At 46.4% G+C, this 20079-nt stretch carries 14 protein-coding genes, 1 tRNA gene and 1 pseudogene; 4 read left to right on the top strand and 12 right to left on the bottom strand.

Annotation, left to right across the window (positions count from 1 at the left end; translation table 11 throughout):
• The first annotated feature begins 498 nt into the window (after nt 1-498).
• Nucleotides 499-2862 carry a transglutaminaseTgpA domain-containing protein gene (locus tag QUB56_RS03915; protein ID WP_332953335.1) on the top strand — a complete coding sequence of 788 codons (2364 nt, stop codon included), beginning with the start codon at nt 499-501 and terminating at the stop codon, nt 2860-2862.
• A gap of 439 nt (nt 2863-3301) precedes the next feature.
• Here QUB56_RS03915 and QUB56_RS03910 read toward each other — a convergent pair whose 3' ends face one another.
• Nucleotides 3302-6784, bottom strand: a complete 3483-nt coding sequence (locus tag QUB56_RS03910) for a leucine-rich repeat domain-containing protein (protein WP_332953333.1) — start codon at nt 6782-6784, stop codon at nt 3302-3304.
• Nucleotides 6785-7429: 645 nt separating this feature from the next.
• Between QUB56_RS03910 and QUB56_RS03905 the strand changes: the two genes are divergently transcribed.
• Together QUB56_RS03905 and QUB56_RS03900 are read left to right on the top strand one after the other, a co-directional pair.
• Entirely contained in the window at nt 7430-7555 is a 126-nt protein-coding gene (locus QUB56_RS03905) for a hypothetical protein (protein WP_332953332.1), read from the top strand.
• Entirely contained in the window at nt 7530-7676 is a 147-nt protein-coding gene (locus QUB56_RS03900) for a hypothetical protein (RefSeq protein ID WP_332953330.1), read from the top strand. Before QUB56_RS03905 ends, QUB56_RS03900 begins: the two co-directional genes overlap by 26 nt.
• A 101-nt stretch (nt 7677-7777) precedes the next feature.
• Here QUB56_RS03900 and QUB56_RS03895 read toward each other — a convergent pair.
• Nucleotides 7778-7859: transfer RNA gene (locus tag QUB56_RS03895), tRNA-Leu, on the bottom strand.
• Nucleotides 7860-8284: 425 nt separating this feature from the next.
• Nucleotides 8285-8995 (bottom strand): peptidoglycan-binding protein, encoded by a 711-nt coding sequence (locus tag QUB56_RS03890; protein ID WP_332953329.1) that lies wholly within the window; start codon nt 8993-8995, stop codon nt 8285-8287.
• Between the two features lie 209 nt (nt 8996-9204).
• Between QUB56_RS03890 and QUB56_RS03885 the strand changes: the two genes are divergently transcribed.
• Nucleotides 9205-9366 carry a hypothetical protein gene (locus QUB56_RS03885; RefSeq protein ID WP_332953327.1) on the top strand — a complete coding sequence of 54 codons (162 nt, stop codon included), beginning with the start codon at nt 9205-9207 and terminating at the stop codon, nt 9364-9366.
• Between the two features lie 425 nt (nt 9367-9791).
• On the opposite strand, the gene QUB56_RS03880 is transcribed toward QUB56_RS03885, so the two are convergent.
• From QUB56_RS03880 to QUB56_RS03840, 9 genes and pseudogenes are all read right to left on the bottom strand, one after another.
• Nucleotides 9792-12212: a sucrose synthase gene (locus tag QUB56_RS03880; protein ID WP_332953325.1), complete on the bottom strand. Its 2421-nt coding sequence runs from the start codon at nt 12210-12212 to the stop codon at nt 9792-9794.
• Between the two features lie 132 nt (nt 12213-12344).
• On the bottom strand, nt 12345-13868 hold the full coding sequence (locus tag QUB56_RS03875) for a carboxypeptidase M32 (RefSeq protein WP_332953323.1): 1524 nt from the start codon (nt 13866-13868) through the stop codon (nt 12345-12347).
• A gap of 78 nt (nt 13869-13946) precedes the next feature.
• On the bottom strand, nt 13947-15149 hold the full coding sequence (locus tag QUB56_RS03870) for a tetratricopeptide repeat protein (RefSeq protein WP_332953322.1): 1203 nt from the start codon (nt 15147-15149) through the stop codon (nt 13947-13949).
• 433 nt (nt 15150-15582) lie between these two features.
• Nucleotides 15583-16143, bottom strand: a complete 561-nt coding sequence (locus QUB56_RS03865; protein WP_332953320.1) for a tetratricopeptide repeat protein — start codon at nt 16141-16143, stop codon at nt 15583-15585.
• Between the two features lie 51 nt (nt 16144-16194).
• Nucleotides 16195-16290, bottom strand: a pseudogene (locus QUB56_RS03860) (tetratricopeptide repeat protein); the annotation flags it as partial.
• Nucleotides 16291-16339: 49 nt separating this feature from the next.
• Nucleotides 16340-17875 carry a tetratricopeptide repeat protein gene (locus QUB56_RS03855; RefSeq protein WP_332953319.1) on the bottom strand — a complete coding sequence of 512 codons (1536 nt, stop codon included), beginning with the start codon at nt 17873-17875 and terminating at the stop codon, nt 16340-16342.
• Nucleotides 17872-19203, bottom strand: coding sequence for an ATP-binding protein (locus tag QUB56_RS03850; RefSeq protein ID WP_332953318.1), 1332 nt, complete (start codon nt 19201-19203; stop codon nt 17872-17874). Before QUB56_RS03850 ends, QUB56_RS03855 begins: the two co-directional genes overlap by 4 nt.
• Before the next feature lie 176 nt (nt 19204-19379).
• Nucleotides 19380-19898 (bottom strand): Ycf51 family protein, encoded by a 519-nt coding sequence (locus tag QUB56_RS03845; protein ID WP_332953316.1) that lies wholly within the window; start codon nt 19896-19898, stop codon nt 19380-19382.
• Nucleotides 19895-20068 (bottom strand): hypothetical protein, encoded by a 174-nt coding sequence (locus tag QUB56_RS03840; protein ID WP_332953314.1) that lies wholly within the window; start codon nt 20066-20068, stop codon nt 19895-19897. The genes QUB56_RS03845 and QUB56_RS03840 overlap by 4 nt, the downstream gene beginning before the upstream one ends.
• Nucleotides 20069-20079: the final 11 nt, after the last annotated feature.

The following is a 20079-nucleotide window of genomic DNA, read 5'->3' as shown; positions in this document are numbered from 1 at the left end:
AAGATTTAGATATTAGTGAAAACCCAGATTTATCTGTGGATAAAATCTAAAATCTAAAATCTAAAATCGTTTGACAGAGAAAGAAGATTTAGATATTAGTGAAAACCCAGATTTATCTGTGGATAAAATCTAAAATCTAAAATCTAAAATCGTTTGACAGGAAAAGAAGATTTAGATATTAGTGAAAACCCAGATTTATCTGTGGATAAAATCTAAAATCGTTTGACAGGAAAAGAAGATTTAGATATTAGTGAAAACCCAGATTTATCTGTGGATAAAATCTAAAATCTAAAATCTAAAATCTAAAATTGTTTGACAGGGAAAGAAGATTTAGATATTAGTGAAAACCCAGATTTATCTGTGGATAAAATCTAAAATCTAAAATCTAAAATTGTTTGACAGGGAAAGAAGATTTAGATATTAGTGAGAACCCAGATTTATCTGTGGGTAAAATCTAAAATCTAAAATCTAAAATCTAAAATCGTTGGATGGGTGCACATGACAACTGATAACCTGCGAAATGTACCTGTTTTGGGTAAACTGTGGCAGCAGATCGAGGCGATGCCTCCGCCGGTGGTTGAGGATTCTTTACTGCTGCGAATCCTAGTTCAGTTGTTGGTAATTGTGGGAATTGTAGCTACTGACGTTGCTGCTGAAGAACCCCTGAACCTGTGGGCTGTGCCTGTTAGTATTGTGGGAGCAACTTGGAGTTGGTACCGCCGCCGCGATCGCAATGTAGCTGCTAAGTTCTGCATAGCTATTGGAATGCTGGTGGCACTGTTCGGTTTTTTTAGTCGCTTAGTGGGAGAATTGAATGATACGCGGTTAGTTTTGGCGCAACTGTTAATCCAACTTCAAGTGCTGCACAGCTTCGATTTGCCCCGCCGCAAGGATTTGGGCTATTCGATAGTCATCGGGCTGATTCTGTTGAGCGTAGCAGCGACTCTCAGTCAAACCTTGACTTTTGGGCCGCTGCTGTTGGTGTTTTTGGCTTTAGTGCTTCCGACTTTGGTGTTGGATTATCGATCGCGCTTGGGACTCTCAAAGGTAGAAGATAGAAAGTATTCGGTAGAAGGTAAAGAGAAAAACAAGAACTGGTCGTTATTTAGGGCTACTTTGTCTCCTAAGTATTTTGGTTTTCTGCTGCTGATAACTGTCGGGTTGGGGCTGACTATTTTTGCGTTTTTGCCGCGCCTCCCTGGCTATCAGTTGCGGACTTTTCCGGTGAGTGCTCCTATTGAATATCAGGGGGAGTTTGACTCCCGCAGCATTCTGAATCCGGGGTATGTGAGAGGGGGAAATGAAAAAGGAACTGGCGGAGGAAGGGGGAGAAACCCAGACAAAGGGCCAGGAGAGGTGGACCCTACTTTTTATTACGGTTTCAACCAGCGCATCAATCAAAATTTGCGGGGGGAAATGAAACCTCAAGTGGTGATGCGGGTGCGATCGCAGGCTGCGGGTTTTTGGCGGGTGTTGGGCTTTGATAAATACACCGGTCAGGGTTGGGAAATTTCTCGCAACGAACAAGCTCAAAAGCTGACCCGACCTAGGTGGTCTTATCAATTTTATCTGAATCCTTTTCCCAATGCGCCTCGGACTCAAGAGGTGATTCAAACTTATAATATTGTTGCTCCAATGCCGAATTTGATTCCGGCTTTAAACAAGCCGAAGGAGCTTTATTTTCCGAGTCCAGAGGTGGCAATTGATGCGGAGGGGGGTTTGCGAGCGCCTACGGAATTGGGGGACGGGGTGACTTATACGGTGATTTCTAATGTGCCTTTTCGCGATCGCTCTTTGTTGGGAAAAGCTGGTACTAAGTACCCGAAAAATATTCGCAACTTCTATTTGGAGGTGCCGCCGGAAATTGCCCAGAAGGTGCGAGAAAAAACTGAAGAAATCTTGGCGGCAAGAACTAGAGTATCTCAGTCGGACAGACCGATCGATTCTCCCTACGAAAAAGCTTTGTATTTGGCCCAATATTTAAAGCAAAATCCGAATTACAAAATAGAAAAAGCTTTGCCTTACTTAGAAGAAGGTGAAGATTTAGTCCAGGCTTTTCTGTTTGGCTACAAAAACACCCAGGCGGTCAAAAAAGTTACAGGTGGATATCCCGACCACTTTTCGACGGTATTGACAATTATGCTGAGGTCGATCGGGATTCCGGCGCGGCTGGTGGGCGGTTTCGATACGGGAGAATTCAACCCGTTTACAGGTTACTATGTTGTGAAAAATACCGACGCTTTTTTGATGACGGAGGTATATTTTCCCAATAATGGCTGGTTTGCTTTTAATCCGATTCCCGGTTATCCGCTGATTCCGGCTTCGGTGGAAGACAACCAGACTTTTAGTGCGCTGGAATCGTTTTGGAAGTGGATCGCGGGTTGGTTACCGACTCCTGTCAGAAGCGGGCTCGATTCAGTTATAGGTTTTCTAATTAGCTGGATAAGTTTGATTGTGGGCTGGTTTCTGGGACAGTTTGCTAAGGGTTGGGTGGGGTTATTTACTGGTTTGATTGCTGCGATCGCCTTTGGTTTTATTGGCTGGTTAATTTGGCAAGTCTGGCGCAAGTGGCGCCTCCGCCGCTGGCTGGCGAAGTTGCCGCCGGTGGAGGGGGTTTATCAGGAAATGCTGAAGGATTTGGCGAGTAGGGGTTTTGCCAAGCAGAAAGCTCAAACGCCTTTGGAGTATGCTGAGGCTATGCGCGGGAATCATCCCACTGATGAAGCTGAGGTGATTGATGAGGTTTCGCAAGCTTACGTGCGCTGGAAGTATGGCGGCGAAGCGGGTAATTTGAGTCAGTTGCGGCGGTTGGTGGAAAATTTGAGGCGATCGCACTTGAAGAAACTCAAAAAGTTAAGATAAAAATCGGCGATCGAAATCGCTTCTACACAAGTAGGAGTTACGGATAAAAACCTTCATAACCGGGTTTTTTGCGCCGTTAAAGGCCTGCATGGCGTCTTCAGGGCAAAAACTCGGTTTCTGCGCTCCCATGCGTAATATCAATTCCGGTGGCATCGGAATTGATACAGCATTTTTTAGGTAAGTGAGGTACATAGCTTTCGATAGAGGACACGGCAGTGCCGTTTCCCTACAGCTTGCGCTTGACGGGTGTAATTTATCAACGTGGAATCTGCTGTATTACCCACAGTCAAGACACCGCGCCAGGCCGTTTCCCGAAAATTAATCGGGCGATGGTTACATCTCTCATCGAGGGCTATCGATTATTTTCGGGTAGGGAAACGGCATTGCCGTGTCCAGACTTGCTAAAGAAGTTGGGTATATAAGTATTCTGTTTTTTTATTTACTGTACCCAGTGAATCGGGATTTCGACACCGACTTTTTGAGCTAAATCGGTGACATTGTTGGTAAAATCTGCCATGTTTGCGATCGGAGAAGCAATAGTCCCCGCGATCGCTAAAATAGCCCCCAATTTTTTCGCAATGAGTTTCAGATTGCGCTTTTCTTCGGGTTTGTTTAGTTGTTCTTCCACGTTGCCAATTTCCATCAACACTTCTTCGCGTTCGTCTTCGGGGAATTGTGCCGCGGTTTCACGCATCGATGAAATCAGTTTCAGAAGTTCGGCGGTATTGGCGTTATTGGTTTGATTGAATGTATTGTTGCTAACTTCTAGGGCGCTGTCTGTTACTTCCTTAGCGAAGCTGCCGATTTGTGAGCCTTCAAAGTGGTTTTTTTGGGAATAATCTTGAGTCATTTTCTTAATAAAGGTTAAGGAAAGGTTTTGGGGAAAACTGGGATGCTCTCTAGAATAATCTACCGCATCCGATCGCTCCATTCCAGGCACTTTCTCTTGGGAATAGTCGGGAAAATCCTCGATTAAGCGCCGCACCTGGACCTCTTCATAGGATGGCGGTTTGCCACATTCCACTGTGTACTTGCGATTTGCCAAACGGTCGCGCAAAGCCTCAAAGTCATAGGAATAGGGATTTTGGCTACCTTTGCATTGGGAACAATTGCAGGGAATTAATTCTTCGTATTTGAGGCGCTTATCGTAATCATCATGAATTTCCCAGAGTTTGTGACGAATCCTATTTAGGAGATAGTTTTTCTGGGTTCCAGATACGCGGATGCTGATTTTTCGTTGATCATAATTCTCGATGACTTCGGCTTTGGCGTAGTTGTCGGCGAGGAGAACGCCCTCACGCCAGACAATATCCCCACTAGCGGCACCTGAAGAGGGAGCGAAATTCGGGCGGCAAATCAAGCCGTGCATCTCTACAATCAGCCTGGTGATGATGCCTTTGGGCATAAACAACTTATATTCGTAGCGCACAATCAGGTTGTCGGTGTCGTCCCAGTCGTAGTCTGGTGCTTCCCGGGGGAGCAGTTGCGGGGCGATGTAGTGTCCCCGTGGGCCGGGGATTCGGTAGCAAATTTTGAAGTTTTCCATGAGCTCAAGTAGCTCATCGTGGAGGCCTTGGTATTGTCTATCGATCCAGATTTCGCTGAGGTTTTCGTCGGTGAAGTATCCACAATTGGCGATGACTTGTTCGTTATCGGTGACTTTGTAGACGGCGTTGGTTGCCCATTCGGGACGCAGGATGACCCAGTTGAAGAGGATAGATTTTTTTTTGTCAGCATTTGTTTGGAAGTGGAGGATAATACCCAAGTCGTGCAAATACTTGCTCAGACTCAGCATGGCCTGTTTGTCGGATTTGTCGAAGCCGTGGGTGGCGCAGATGTCGTAGAACTCAGAGACTTCGATGTGGGTTTTGCGTCGGGCGTAGTTTTCCAGGACGTGGCGGACGTTTGCCGAGCGTTTGGGGATTCCGGTACTGATGTGATCGAGGGTGGTGATGCGGTGTTGTAGGGCGCGCTGGAGGGTTTCGAGTCCGCGATTGTCGGCGAGGTTGGTGGTGAGGCGTTTTTCTAGGTTTTCAAAGTCACCGCGCAGTTGGAAAAAGTTGATTTCGCAGCGGCGGTCTTGTTTTTCGTTCTGGACGAGGAAGACGGGACTGCTGTTGCTGAGGAGTTCGATGATGTTCAACCAGTAGCAGAGGTTGGGGTTTTCGCGGCGGTTATCGACGAGGAGGATATAGAGGGAACGTTCGGTGAGGAAAAATTGGTGCGTGGCGTGGTATATTTCCTGTCCGCCGAAGTCCCAGATGTGGACGCGGAATGGTTTGCCGTTGGCTTGTGTGAATTCCCAGCGGATGACATCGATGCCTTCGGTGCTGGGTTCTTGTTCTTTGAGTTCGTAGTCGGGGTTGAGGAGTTTGTTTGCTAGGGTAGTTTTTCCCGATCCGCCTTCGCCGACAATCAAAAGTTTGGCTTCGTTGAGTTCTTCGGTAGCGTCGGGGTCGCGGGTTTGGAAGTAGAAATCGAGAATGGCACGCAAATCGCCAGGTTGAGATGATTGTTTTCCGCCCAATATTTCCAGGGGAATTGGTATCGGATTACCTCGCAAATCCAGTTTTTCCAGCTTTTCCATGCTACGGATGGCTTCTGGGATAGATGTAATCTGATTGTTAATCAGGTCAAGGTGTGTCAGATTGGACAGTTGGCAGATCGCCTCTGGGATTTGGGTAATCTGATTTCTTCTAAGATCAAGGTGTGTCAGATTGGACAGTTGGCAGATCGCCTCTGGGATTTGGGCGATCTGATTGCTTCTGAAGTCAAGGTGTGTCAAATTGGACAGTTGGCAGATCGCATCTGATATTTGGGCGATCTGATTGTTAAAGAGGTAAAGCTGTGTCAGATGAGATAGTTGACCGATCGCATCTGGGAGTTGGGCAATCTGATTGCTGCGGAGGTAAAGCTGTGTCAGATTGGATAGTTTGCCGAGCGCTTCTGGAATTTCGGCGATCTGATTGTTATGGAGGACAAGTTGTGTCAGATTCGAGAGTTTGCCGAGCGCCTCTGGAATTTGTGTTATTTGATTGTGACTGAGGTTAAGCTCTGTCAGATTCGACAGTTGACCGAGCGCCTCTGGGATTTGTGTTATTTGATTGTGATTGAGGACAAGCTCTGTCAGATTCGACAGTTGACCGAGCGCCTCTGGGATTTGTGTTATTTGATTGTGACTGAGGACAAGCTCTTTCAGATTCGACAGTTGGGCGAGCGCTTCTGGGATTTGGGTAATCTGATTGTGCCAGAGGTGAAGCACTGTCAGATTCGATAGTTGGGCGAGCGCTTCTGGGATTTGGGTAATCTGATTGTGCCAGAGGTGAAGCACTGTCAGATTCGATAGCTGGGCGAGCGCTTTGGGGATTTGGGCAATCTGATTGCTGCTGAGGTAAAGCTCTGTCAGATTGGATAATTGAGCGAGCGCTTGTGGGATTTGAGCGATCTGATTGTTAAAGAGGTGAAGCACTGTCAGGTTCGACAGTTGGCCAAGCACTTCTGGGATTTGTATTATTTGATTGTAACGGAAATTAAGCTCTGTAAGATTGGACAGTTGGCCGATCTCTTTTGGAATTTCTTTTAAACCAATGCTGTTTAAATTTAAACTCTCTAATTGCTTAATTTCCAGCAGCAATTCTGGTATTTTTCCGAATGGATTGCCGCTGAGGTCGATCGAGCGCAAATTTACGAGCGATCGTAATTCCTCTGGCAGTGCGCTTAAGTGATTGGTGATTAATTTCGGAGTCAAGTTACCATCAACCCATTCCCCTTTCTCCAACTTCCCCAACACCAACGTCTCAAGCTGCGTGCACTTGCCAATCTCCGGCGGCAATTCCTCCAACCCCAACCCCGACAAATCCAGTTGGGTCAAATTTTCCTCGGCTGCCCGGTGAATTCGCCGCACTGCTTCCTCTCGCGTCATGCCCTTTGTCTCTCGGTAGGATTCATTTTATTGTGACAGGACTTTTTGTTGGGTGGGGGGGAATCACGACACGGCAGTGACCAAGGCGTGACAACTTAAGCTGTGAGTCCACCGAGCCTTCTGGCCCACCCGAGAGTCCGCCAGGGAATCAATTCCCTGTCTAATAGCGAAAGTCCTCTCCAAGAGGACTGAAAAACTCATTAGTCCTCTTTGAGAGGACTTTCGCTTTGAGGCAGGGGTTTCAACCCCTGCCGGATTGCTGTGAGTCCACCGAGCCTTCTGGCCCACCCGACAGTGCGCCAGGGAATCAATTCCCTAGTCCTCTTTAAGAGGACTTTCGCTTTGAGGCAGGGGTTGAAACCCCTGCCGGATTGCTGTGAGTCCACCGAGCCTTCTGGCCCACCCGAGAGTCCGCCAGGGAATCAATTCCCTGTCTAATAGGGAAAGTCCTCTCAAAGAGGACTGAAAAACTCATTAGTCCTCTTTGAGAGGACTTTCGCTTTGAGGCAGGGGTTTCAACCCCTGCCGGATTGCTGGAATGAGGGAAATATCCTGTTTGAGGAAAAAGGCTACGCAAACAATCGATCGTAACGAGCGCCAAATTTTCACTCTTAATAAAGCCTCACCCTTTCAATCATCCGCTTGATGAGCAACAATCAGGCGATCGATTTCTTGGTAGTGGCGATCGTAATAACGCCAAACATTCTCTCTTCTCGAAATCAGGCACAAGAAGCACTAGCTGACAGTGAAGCCGAAGGATTTGGACTGTGAAAAGATTGCTGAGAGCGAGGAAGTGCGAGGGATAAACTTTGAATTGCTGTTGTGCTGCATTAATCTGGTCGATCGTGTTGATGCTATCAAAACTTTTCAGCAAGCACTCAAGAACGATTAAAAAAAGTAAGGCTTTTCAACTCAGATTGAGTATCAACCCACATAAAATACACAACCCCGACCCTAGGCTGGGGTTGTGTATTTTACTATAAAAATTTTAAGTGCGGATAAAAGGACTTGAACCTTCACTCCTCTCGGAACCAGAACCTAAATCTGGCGCGTCTGCCAATTCCGCCATATCCGCATTTTGAGATTTAAACACTATAGCACACCACAGAGCGATCGGTCAATCGATTTTAGATTTTAGATTTTAGATTTTAGATTGAATTCGGCGACCTACCGATAAATCCGCAGGCTTAAGACCACATAGCTCGATCGAGCGATTTTAGATTTTAGATTTTAGATTTTAGATTGAATACGGCGACCCAGTGATCGATCAGGGGGATTTTACCCAGCCTGCTTTCCGTCAACAGTCAACACTCAACAGTCAACAGTCAACCGATTTTAGATTTTAGATTTTAGATTGAAGAAAGCGACCCACTGATAATTCCGCAGGCTGATGACTCAATTGCTCGATCGCTCAACATCGAGAAACCCGGTCATTTTTGGACACCGGGTTCAATGATGAGTTATAGCCACAACAATTTTCCGTATTTTTTCACTCGTCACTTACTTTTGGCCCAGGACTTTCCAGGTTGTTGCGTCCACCATACCGTTAGCAGTTAAACCCTTATCCTGCTGAAAGCTCTTGACAGCCGTAGCAGTGCGAGCGCCAAAAATACCGTCGATCGGGCCCGGATCGTAACCCTGTATGTCCAAACGCACCTGTAGCGTCTTCACCTTGGAACCGACAGCGCCTTTATTTAAAACAGTTGGAGGATTCGCCGGAACACCAGCATTGCTCACAATTGGAGCATTGCTCTGCACAGTTTCAGAAGCAGGCGCCGGATCTGCTGCCAAAGCTGTCCAAGTTTCTTTGTCCACAATGCCGTCTGGCTTCAACCCCTTAGACTGCTGAAAGGCACTCACAGCCGATGCGGTACGAGCTCCATAGGTACCGTCGATCGTCCCCACATTGAAACTGTGCACCTGCAAGCGCTGCTGTATCGCCGCAACTTCTGGCCCGTCAGCTCCCGCCGAGATAGTTTTTTCTTTTTTCACTGGCGCCTGCTCGCCCGCGTAAAAAGGCTTGTTAAACATATCTCCTTGGGAATTTCCCTCGGGCGATACTGACGCACCCGGATCGGCGGGATTCGTAAAGTCTCTGCGGTACTGTTCCTGCACAAAGGGTTTCGACTCGAAAGCAGCAGTTGCCTTTTTGGTCAACGCAGGAACGAGCAAAGCGATCAAGCTGAAAATCGTCACAGTAGTCACACGCATAAATTTCATCCGGTTAGTGAAGTTTGACAAGGTTTCCCTCTTTTCAAGTTTCTAAATCTTATTGTATTACCCGGACTGCTTTCTGAAACATATAGCAGAAGAAGAAAGTTCGGCAACGGATTCGCTCCACGGATGTAACGGATGTAACGGATGTCAGGAAGAAGGAAGTTCGGCAACGATCAATGTACGGGATTTAACGGATGTAACAGATGTCAGGAAGAAGGAATAAGGAAGAAGGAATAAAGCCCTTCGACGAAGCCGATCGGGTAACAAGAAGTCTGAGGGAAGAAGGAAGAAGCCGATCGGGTAACAAGAAGTCCGAGGGAAGGGGTAATAGACCGAATTGGTTTGGGCCATTAAGAACGTCCTAACCGTCTGGCGCGGTTGCTATATCTGCTGCTGCTTCTAGAAGTTCGGCAATGAGGACCGCCTCAGTCAGGAGTTGCGAGTTGGAAGTTACGAGTTAGATGAAGGGCCGGTTCGCACTATTTCTCCGAAATGCGGTTTTTTCCGAGATGTTTCGTTGCCAAAGCCAATTTTTTTGTAGAAACCGCGTTTTTTATCCTCAGTCCTATGGTACAAAACCTGCTGTCATTCACAAATCTTTACGGCCGGGTTTTGTACAAAGTTGATCCATGATGTCAATTCCGGTTGCATTGGAATTATTAAACCGCAGAGTACGCAGAGAACGCTGAGGAAGAGAACAGAGAGATGGATAATTCCGATGAAGGGCGGATTTGATATGAGAGCCCAAGTTTTTTCCTTCGACCCGCCCGTAAAAAGCCAAACTCGCCTTTTATCGATTTCCGTGTTCTGCCAATAAAGCCTTTGCTCTTGGCTTGTAAATCAGATAAAACAGCGCTTCTATGTAGCGGAGCATATCTTCGCGGTTTTCCTGGGACGAGTAGTTCCAGAAACCGTAAGTTCGGGCCAGCGTCAGCAGCTTGGTAGTGTGAATTTTCCAGGTATAGGTGCTGTAAACTCGGTCAATCCCTCGCGCTGAAATTTCCTGCCAATAGTTGGGATTTTGTTCGCATTCAGATAAAAAATTTAGAAGTTTTTGGGCTGTTTCCGGGTGGTTTGTCGGGTTGATATAAAACCCATTTACCCCATCTTGAATGATTTCCAGCGGGCCGCCAAACTGCGTGCCGAAAGTCGGAATGCCGGTAATCATTGCTTCGAGAATTGTCAAGCCGAAAGCTTCAAATAATGCTGGCTGCACAAATATACCTTGGCTGTCGCCGATTACCCGGTAGATTTCCCCGGACAGGCTTTTGGAAAGCCTCACTCCCAGCCAGCGAATTTTACCGTGGAGGTTGTATTGGTCGATAATTGCGTAGAGCTTTTTAATTTCTTCTGCTTCTTCGTAGTCGTCGGTTTCTTCGACCAGCAGCTTGCCAGCTACTAGAATTAAGTTGCATTTTTCTTGCAGTTCCTGGCTTTTTCCAAACAATTCTGCTAAGCCTGTCAGGTTTTTAATGCGATCGAGCCTGGCCATGGAAAACAAAGGGCGCTTTTGCGGGTCGTCGAGTTTTCCAAAGACTTGTTCCGGGTCTTCTAGGGTAAACAGCAGTTCCTTGAGCCGATCGCGATCGTCTTGCACCCGGTCTTCTATCCGCGTGTAGGGAAAGTACACGCTTTCGTTGACTCCCGGTGGCACGACGTTGAATTTAGGGCTGAACAGTTCAATCCCATTCACAACGTGGTACAAATCCGGCATCGTAAAACAATTGTAAGATTCGTACTGACCAAAACTATCGGGTTGACCGACAATCTCTTGATAGGTGCTGGTGACAATACAATTAGCTGCATTCATGGCAATGATATCTGCCGTAAATTGCAGCGCAAAATGGTATTTTTCCTCGGATTCTTGCCAGTAAAGATTGCTCAATAAATATTTAGACTTTTCCAGCGCATGGGCAATATTGCACTGAGTAGCTTTGAGTTTGCGAGACAGCAAAAACGCTACCAAGTTGCCGTCCGAATAGTTGCCGACAATTAAATCTGGCTTGCCCTGAAACTCAGCCAGCAATTCTTTTTCTGCATCGATCGCGTAAGTTTCCAAATAAGGCCAAATCTCGAATCTCGAAATCCAATTTTGAGTCAGTTTGGGATTGAACTCCCGGAAGGGAACCCGCAAAATCCAAGCATTTTCTGTGTCGTAAACTTTTTCTAAACGTTGGTTGCAGCGCGTACCATCGCTGTTAGGAATTAACCTGGTGAGAATAATTACTTTAGGTTTTACGCCTAAACTATCGAGACCGGCAAGATGAATGTCTTCTTGCAGTTGTTTCTCTAAACTCTTGGCTTGATCGAGGACATAAACTACCTGACCTCCCGTATCCGGTCGCCCCAAAACTCCTTCTTGGCCGAACCAGCCGTGAGGAGAAACTAGGACAATGTTGAAAATCATCGGGATGCGAGAAATAAATTGTTCTAGGGTTTGCGGCTCGGGGGCATCAATTAATTCGTCAAGAAGTCCTAGGGTTTCACGCACGCGGGCCGCAGTATTTCCCCAACCTGCCTCCAAACCCATCTTTTGCAGAACTAATCGAAATCTTTCGTAGGGTTCTTGTTCAGAAAGTTCGCTGACAAAGGTGAGGGCTTTTTTGACTTGTTCTGAAAGTTGTGCTTGGGATTTTATGCGATCGTTAATTAGTAATTGTACGCCGTTGCAGCGGTGAATGCCCAAGAAATTAAATAGTGTTTCCTGCGATTGTCTGGGGTTTTGAAACAGTTGGCCCGACAGGTATCGGTTGAGGAATTGCACTCCTTTGCCGATGTTTTTGGGGTCGCGAATTATGGGGGAATAGTCGTAAAACGGGCCGAAATCTAGTTCGAGGATGTCGCCTTCTTGGGGGTGAAAGTGGTTGACGAAGCGATCGCCCGCGTCCAGCAATTCTTGCACTGTCATCTGCTGGACCCTCAAGTCGTCTCCAAGTCGCACTATTTCTATACTAGCAATTTTTGGCCGCAGCAGGATGCAAAGGCTGTCATCTTCGAGAATAATTTCCTGAACGCAGTAAATCAGTTTGCTCAAATGAGAAGATTGATGGAACTGTTCCGGCTTTTCGTATTTGGTGCAGTAGGCGGCAAAAGCGTTAACTATGTCGTTTCTTAGCAAATATTTGTTGCCCAAAACCCGCAAATCGCTGACAAACTGACGCAAATCGGTTTGTTCGTCGCTAGCGATAACAGCCTGAAAGAGTTCAGACATAGATACTCCGTTATGTATGATTTTTGATTTTCCCTGTAAAAAAAGGGCGATACTTTTTGAGTATCGCCCTTTTTTTTAGGGGGCTACTTTTTTTACGTCATTTTAAAGTCTGCAATGTGAACTTGCTCTCCCTCAAATGACATAAAATTCTCCGTATTTGTGGCGGATGTAGCGGACAAAAGGATCGATAGTTAAAGGTGAACCAGTAACGCGATCGATCAATTCGACGGCGGTGTATTTGCGGCCGTGCTGGTAGATGTTTTGTTTTAGCCACTCGTGGAGTACAGTAAAATTGCCCCGTTCTATTTGTACGGGAATTTCAGGATTGATTTTTACTGCTGTTTCGTAGAATTGAGCGGCCATCAAGTTGCCGAGGGTGTAACCTTGGAACATTCCGCCGATCGTACCAACATACCAGTGAACATCTTGCATGGCGCCTTCGCCGTCGTTGGCGGGGACAACGCCGAGGTCGGTGTGATAGCGTTCGTTCCAGGCTTCGGGGAGGTCTCGCACTGCTAATTTTCCCTCTAGCATTGCCAATTCTAGGTCAAAACGGATGGCGACGTGGAGGTTGTAGGTTACTTCGTCGGCGTCGGTGCGGATGAGCGATCGCGAGACTTTGTTAATTGCCCGGTAAAATGCGTCAGTGGATACCTGTGCCAACTGTCGCAAAAATACGCCTTGGAGTTGTGGGTAGAAACATTCCCAAAAACCGCGGCTGCGCCCGACCATATTTTCCCACAGTCGCGACTGACTTTCGTGCAACCCGGAGGAGACGCCGCCTGCCAGAAGCGTGCCTTCAAATTCCGGCGAATTTCCGAGTTCGTAGAGGGCGTGTCCGGCTTCGTGGATGCTGCTGAAAAGTGCTTGATCCAGGTGGTCTTCATAGACGCGGGTGGTGATACGCACGTCGTCTATTGAGAAATTGGTCATGAATGGGTGCAGGGTGGTGTCTTGCCGTCCCCGCTGGAAGTCGAACCCCATGCGTTCTACGATTGTGCGGGTGAATTCTAGTTGCTGGGATTCGGGGAAGTTTTGGTGCAAGCAGGAGTCGTCGGCCGGAGGTTGGGAGGTGATGGCTTCGACTATCGGCACTAATTCTTGACGCAGTTTGGCGAAAAGCGGGCGCAGCAGGGATACTTTCATCCCGTAGTCGCTACGATCGATCAAAGGATCGGCGATGTGTTCGTATCCGGGGAAAAAGTCGGCGTACTGCCTGCTTAATTCTAGGGTTTTTTCGAGATAGGGCTCGACGGCTGCGAAGTTGTTGGCTGCTTTGGCTGTTGCCCAAGCTTCGTAGCAGTCGGCTTGGTGGCGGCAGAGTGCGGACATGAAGGCTGCAGGGACTCTGGCGGCGTGTTCGTAGTCTCTGCGGGCGATGCGAATCAGGCTGGCTGGGAGGGAGTCGTAGGGGAGGGTTTGTTCGTAGAAACGCAAGTCTTCTAGGAGTTCGCCTATTTTGGGGTCGGTAAATTTTTCATGGGATATTTGTTTGAGGGTGGCCAACTGGCGGGATCTGGCATTGGCACCTTTGGCGGGCATATAGGTTGCTTGATCCCAGTGCAGTAGCGACGAGGCTGATTCGATGTCGTTAACTTCTCTGAGGTGGGCTGCCAATTGAGCGAATTTTGCTTGAGTTTTGTTTAGGGTTTGCATGATTGGGTTTATGGTGATGTTGTGCCTACAAAGGTTGCAGTGCGGCATAGGTATCCATCAATCATTGCTACCCTGAAATCAAGCTAAAAACCGCACTTCTTCTCGTATTGTACGCAATTTTGAGTCATTTTTGTACAGTTTTCGGTATTTTTTCGGATTTAGTTCGATCGCTTTTGACAAGTTTTCGATCGCTTTGGCTGTGCTGGCGGTCACAAGTTCCTGGTTGTTTGTGAGCTCGCCTATTTCTTTTTCTAGGACGTAAAGGCAAGCTTTTTGATAGTAGAGGTTTGGATCGTCTGGTTTGAGTGCGATGATTTTATCGTAGGAGGCGATGGCTTCGGTAAATCGTTGAATTTTTTTGAGGGCGACGGCGCGGTTGTACCAGGCTTCGGTGTTTTCTGGCTGCAACTCTAGGGTTTTGTCCCAAGAGGCGACTGCTTCTTCAAAGCGTTCTAAGTTAGCCAAGGCTAAGCCGCGGTTGTACCAGGTTTCGCTGTTGTCTGGCTTCAGTGCCAGGGCTTTGTCCCAGGATGCGATCGCTGCTTCAAATTGTCCCATTTGTGCCAGCGCTGTGCCGCGTTTGTTCCAGGCTTCGGCGGACTTCGGCCACAGTTCCAGGGTTTTGTCGAAAGAGGCGACGGCTTCCGGGTAGAGTTTTTCATCCGTTAGGGCTAACCCGCGGTTGTACCAGGCTTGATGCAAGTCTGGTTTGAGTTCGATCGCTTTGTCGTAGCAGGCGATCGCGGCTTTATTTTCGTTGCATTTGCTGAGGGTAAATGCTTTGTTGTACCAAGCTTCGCAGTAGTCTGGTTTGAGTTCGATCGCTTTGTCGTAGGATGCGATCGCTTCTGATAATTTTTCTAAGCTGACGAGGGTGTTGCCGCGGTTCGTCCAAGCTTCGTGGTAGTCTGGCTTGAAATTTATCGCCTGTTCGTAGGAGGCGATCGCTTCTGAGAGTCTGTTGACTTTCCGCAAAACGTTGCCCCTATTATACCAAGCTTCTGGATTATTTGGTTTGATTTTTAGGGATTTGTTGTAGGCTGTCACAGCTTCTTCTAGCTGTCCCACTTTTCTGAGGGCTACGCCTTGGTTGTACCACGCTTCATAAAATTGTGGTTCTAGTTCGATCGCTTTTTCCCAAGATTCGATCGCTGCTGACAACCGTCCCATTGCTTCTAGGGCGTTGCCCCGATCGTACAATGTTTGAGCTTTTTGGGTGTTCTCTGCTGTGGATTTTTCCCCAAAGTCGATCGGCTTTTCTATGCTGGCTAATTTTTGCAAGGGGTCTCACCTCTTTATTTTCTATCTAATTGATACTTTTCTTTTTTTGATTATTTTTACCTTTGAGTGCTTTGGAGCGCTACTCTTTGGTTATTTATCGCCATTTTACTGGATTTTCGGATCTTTTTCAATATAACCCTCGATGGGGATTTGTATGTATAGATTTATACTACTTTTTTTAGATGACTGTGTATAACAGACAAAAAGGCAATCGCACTGAGGTGTGACAAGCCTCACCCAAGATATAATTTTTACCTAAGCCTCTGGATATATCGGCGGTTGAAACCGCGTCTTGTCAAGGGAAGTACGTCTTTAAGAGACTAAGAAATAATCCGAGTGTTTTTGATGCTGTAGGGGCGGGTTTTACCAACAATAATTGCCTAAAACCGACAATCTCATAAACCCGCCCCGCTCCCGCTTGGGCGGCAAATCCCTATTCTTGAATCAAGGCTTGAAACCGAGTATGCGATCGAATGCTGTCAAAATCCGAGTCACTTTTTGCCATTTCTCGGTATTCGTCAGGGTTCAGATCGATCGCTTGCTGCAAATTCTGAATCGCTTGGTCAATCTGACCGTTTAACGCATAGCTGCAAGCCTGATTATAAAATGTTGCGTCATCATCTGGTTTGATTTCTAAGGCTTTGTCGTAGGATGCGATCGCTGCTTCTAATCTTCCTAATTTACCAAGTGCCTTGCCCCGATTGTACCAGGCAACGTGATAATCTGGTTTGATTTTTAAGGCTTTGTCGTAGGAGGCGATCGCTTCTTCCCCTCTTCCTAAATCATCCAGTGCCTTGCCCCGATTGTACCAGGTAACGTGATAATCTGGTTTAATTTTTAAGGCTTTGTCGTAGGAGGCGATCGCTTCTTCCCCTCTTCCTAAATCATCCAGTGCCTTGCCCCGATTGTTCCAGGCAACGTGATAATCTGGTTTGATTTCTAAGGCTTTGTCGTAGGAGGCGATCGCTTCTTTCCCTCTTTCTAAATTACGCAATGCAGTGCCCCGATTGTTCCAGGCAACGTGATAATCTGGTTTGATTTCTAAGGCTTTGTCGTAGGAGGCGATCGCTTCTTCCCCTCTTCCTAAATTACGCAGTGCATTGCCCCGATTGTACCAGGCAACGTGATAATCTGGTTTGATTTCTAAGGCTTTGTCGTAGGAGGCGATCGCTTCTTCCCCTCTTTCTAAATTACAGTGCCAGGCCCCGATTGTACCAGGCTTCGTGATAATCTGGTTGGAATTCTAAGGCTTTGTCGAAGGAGGCTATCGCTTCTTCCCATCTTCCTAAATTACCCAGTGCAATGCCTCGATTGTTCCAGGCTGCGTCATCATCTGGTTGGAATTCTAAGGCTTTGTCGAAGGAGGCTATCGCTTCTTCCCATCTTCCTAAATTACCCAGTGCAATGCCCCGATTGTACCAGGCTTCGTATGAATCTGCTTTGAATTCTAAGGCTTTGTCGTAAGAGGCTATCGCTGCTTCCAATCTTCCTAAATTACCCAGTGCAATGCCCCGATTGTTCCAGGGTTCGTATGAATCTGCTTTGAATTCTAAGGCTTTGTCGTAAGAGGCTATCGCTGCTTCCAATCTTCCTAAATTACCCAGTGCAATGCCCCGATTGTTCCAGGCTTCGTGATAATCTGCTTTGAATTCTAAGGCTTTCTCGAAGGAGGCTATCGCTGCTTCCAATCTTCCTAAATTACCCAGTGCAATGCCCCGATTGTTCCAGGCTTCGTGATAATCGGGTTTGAATTCTAAGGCTTTCTCGAAGGAGGTGACCGCATCTTCCAATCTTCCTAAATTATACAGTGCATTGCCCCGATTGTTCCAGGCTTCGTGATAATCTGCTTTGAATTCTAAGGCTTTGTCGTAGGAGGCGATCGCATCTTCTAATCTTCCTAAATTACCCAGTGCATAGCCCCTATTTTTCCAGGCTGCGGGATAATCGGGTTTGAATTCTAAGGCTTTGTCGTAGGAGGCGATCGCCTTTGCATATTCTTCAGTATAGCCATACAATAAACCTTGTTCATAAAACAATTCTGCTTGTTGTTCGGGTGTTTGCCCATCCTCATGAATTAAAGATTGAATCCTCACCAATTCCCGTTTCCGTTCTTGGGGAGTCAAAGCTAGATAATCTTCTCGCTTCCATCTTTCGGAACAAGCCTGCCTTGATTCTAGTTGCAGCAGTTCTTTATCAATTGACAACTTAAATAAACTCGATCGCCAATCAAAGAAATCCGGAGCCCGCTGGATAAAATAATTAACTGCAAAACGAGGCAAAATGAACACAAAACACATCTTAAAATCATCTCTAAACCTTTCCCGCTGCTGGTTTAAATTAATTAAAACAGGCGGCACACCCCGCCAACTATAAGAATAAATATCCTTGCTTTCCCATCCTATCTCTTTTTTTTCTTTCTCATATTCATAAAGTGAATATTCTAAGCCTTTCACAAACAGAATATTAATTGCATCTCTGTCTGCCAAATTTTTAATTATGTTATAAAAATTATAAACCGACTCATCCAGCGACAACACCTCAATCTTTTTCTGCGGCACATCTGCTTGAACTTTCGCAATCAAGCGTTCCCCTACCGCCGGCGAGCACTCAACAAACAACAACTGGAAACCATCTGTCCGTTTGAGAGTTCGTACCATAGTTTGATATTCTTCCTCTGGTTCTGCTGGCGGTAAATCGGCATCCCAATCAATTATTTCTGCTGTCATGGCTGAAGTTGTGCAAGACAATCTTTAAATTGCTTAATTCCTTTAATCAGCGGGTGAACATCATACCAAGGCTGCATTTCTCCTTCTTCATCATAGAATCGGTATTCCAAAATACAGCGGCTAAACAATAAATTGCGGTGCTGTTCATCGTTCAGTATGCGCTGAGTTTGGGAGACTTTAGCTAAAATTTGCCATTCGCCTTCTTCAGGAGTTCTGCGGTAGACATCCCGCGCTTGAGTAATTGCCCTTTGCGCTGCTTTTGCAGTAATTGGCAAATCTTCGGTACGAGTTATTGCTTCTTGCATCATCAACAGCAAATTTCTGACGTGACCCCCACTCATCAAACACAGGCGTTCTAGAGTTTCTCGACTCTCAAACACTCCTGTTTCTAAACATTGATTCGGATTGACTTGTTTTACCCGCTTTTCAATCAACTCTTTGATTTTAGCCAGTCCCGCTTCGTTGGTGCTGCCGTCTGGATTCTGCACCATAATCATCGGCAACACTTGCGGGTCGTTATAATTATTGATTAACTCAGTAGCGCGGTTAGAATACACCATAGAAATCGGTATGGTGTAAATGACATGACAATCTAAAGCTTTGAGTTGTTCGGTGCGGTCTAAAAAGATTTCGTCGAGATTGCTGCGTTTCCCGTCCGGGGAAAACGGCACAATTCGGTCTAAATTATCGGCAATCACTGCAAGTTGCGAAGATTTATCCGGCAAGTTTTTTTTAGCATCAACAATAAACTCATTCAGCGCATCCATCAGCGTCGTCGTGTGGGGATTAATTTTATCTCGAATTTGTTGGCGCAGACTCGGTACGGTTCTGACATTCGCGGTCAGTTTGGCAAACTGAGCAATTTGCGACTCTAAGCTCAATGTTTCAAAAGACACTTCGGTTAGGGCTAAATCTTTCACATCTTCCCACCTATCTCGCATCCAATCGCGTAAAGGTTTAGAGTTAGCATTTCTAAGTGATTCTAACAAATGTCTGGTGCAAGCTAGCAAAATATCAGTATATTCAGTATCTTCGGGATTAATATCTTCGTCGTCAGCCGCGAAATAGACTACAAAGCAGCCTTGATTTTGCAAATATTCCTGAAGTCGCAGCAATTCTGTTGACTTTCCCGCACCGCGATGTCCAGCATACAACTGACAAGTCATTCGCTGCGATAGCTTAATCTTTCTGCCCAAATCTTCGATAATATCGCCATCTCCTCGCACTTCCCGACAGTCAACATACTGCGGATCTCCTGCTGGTAAAGGATAGAATGGGTCAAAAGCATTGTAGAGGTTTGTTAGTAATTTTTCTGACTCTTGAGTCATAATTTTATATTATTTTTTTTAAGTTAAAATAAAATTATTTTTTTAGAACTTACGCACTACCACCAAAGAAACCGGGTTTTTTACCGAATCTGCCCGTTACAACGAATAATTTTCGTAAAAAACCCGGTTTCTGGACTCCCATGCCTAAGTCCTAAGAATGCTGCTGCACCCTACTTTTAGGCTTGATACTTTTTCAGAATTGCAACTTTTTCGGGGAAGATTTCGATCGCCATTTTGTCATCATAACGAGTCGCGAGCGATCGCCTCACCTCGCCCAAAAACAGCGGCTGCGACACTCCCGGCTCTGGATGTACAATTGTACGAACCCGGATTGTCATGTAGTCTCTGCCCGGTCCCGATCGCCCTGGAGAGTACAAATCCGCAGCCGCTTGCTGCATCGTTGCTTCTAATTCCGATTCGGTGATCGAAGGCGGCACAGTAACTACTGTTTGAGCGCCGCCAGTATCGTAAACTAAAGAATACCGCACCGCACCAGGAATTTCTGTACGGGAAAACAGTCCTAAACCCAGACCGAATATACCCGCAGCAATTACGCCCATAAAGCTTGTCACTCCTACCAATCGGAAGCGAAAACCCCATTTGAAGATAAATGCTATAACTGTTAAAATAGCTAAAGCTACAGTCAGAATTCCCGCCCATTGGGCGTACATTAAAAGGCTAGAATTTACGTTCATTTGATAATTTGTTGACTGTTGACTGTTGACTGTTGACTGTTGACTGTTGACTGTTGACTGTTGACTGTTGACTGTTGACTGTTAACTGTTGACTGTTGACTGTTGACTGTTGACTGTTGACTGTTGATATTAGTTACCGATACCCGATGCCCAATGCCCTGTTTGCCCAATGCCCAATGAT

The organism is Microcoleus sp. AR_TQ3_B6, assembly GCF_036702785.1.
GTDB lineage: Bacteria > Cyanobacteriota > Cyanobacteriia > Cyanobacteriales > Microcoleaceae > Microcoleus.
Note: the sequence above shows the minus strand (reverse complement) of the source record. Positions and strands in the feature narration are given on the sequence as shown.

Bases quoted from the DNA above. Each gene is read 5' to 3' on its own strand.
- QUB56_RS03910 (WP_332953333.1), bottom strand. From the start codon at position 6,784: ATGACGCGAGAGGAAGCAGTGCGGCGAATTCACCGGGCAGCCGAGGAA.
- QUB56_RS03885 (WP_332953327.1), top strand. From the start codon at position 9,205: ATGTCAGGAAGAAGGAATAAGGAAGAAGGAATAAAGCCCTTCGACGAA.
- QUB56_RS03880 (WP_332953325.1), bottom strand. From the start codon at position 12,212: ATGTCTGAACTCTTTCAGGCTGTTATCGCTAGCGACGAACAAACCGAT.
- QUB56_RS03915 (WP_332953335.1), top strand. From the start codon at position 499: ATGACAACTGATAACCTGCGAAATGTACCTGTTTTGGGTAAACTGTGG.
- QUB56_RS03850 (WP_332953318.1), bottom strand. From the start codon at position 19,203: ATGACTCAAGAGTCAGAAAAATTACTAACAAACCTCTACAATGCTTTT.
- QUB56_RS03855 (WP_332953319.1), bottom strand. From the start codon at position 17,875: ATGACAGCAGAAATAATTGATTGGGATGCCGATTTACCGCCAGCAGAA.
- QUB56_RS03890 (WP_332953329.1), bottom strand. From the start codon at position 8,995: ATGCGTGTGACTACTGTGACGATTTTCAGCTTGATCGCTTTGCTCGTT.
- QUB56_RS03905 (WP_332953332.1), top strand. From the start codon at position 7,430: ATGAGCAACAATCAGGCGATCGATTTCTTGGTAGTGGCGATCGTAATA.
- QUB56_RS03875 (WP_332953323.1), bottom strand. From the start codon at position 13,868: ATGCAAACCCTAAACAAAACTCAAGCAAAATTCGCTCAATTGGCAGCC.
- QUB56_RS03845 (WP_332953316.1), bottom strand. From the start codon at position 19,898: ATGAACGTAAATTCTAGCCTTTTAATGTACGCCCAATGGGCGGGAATT.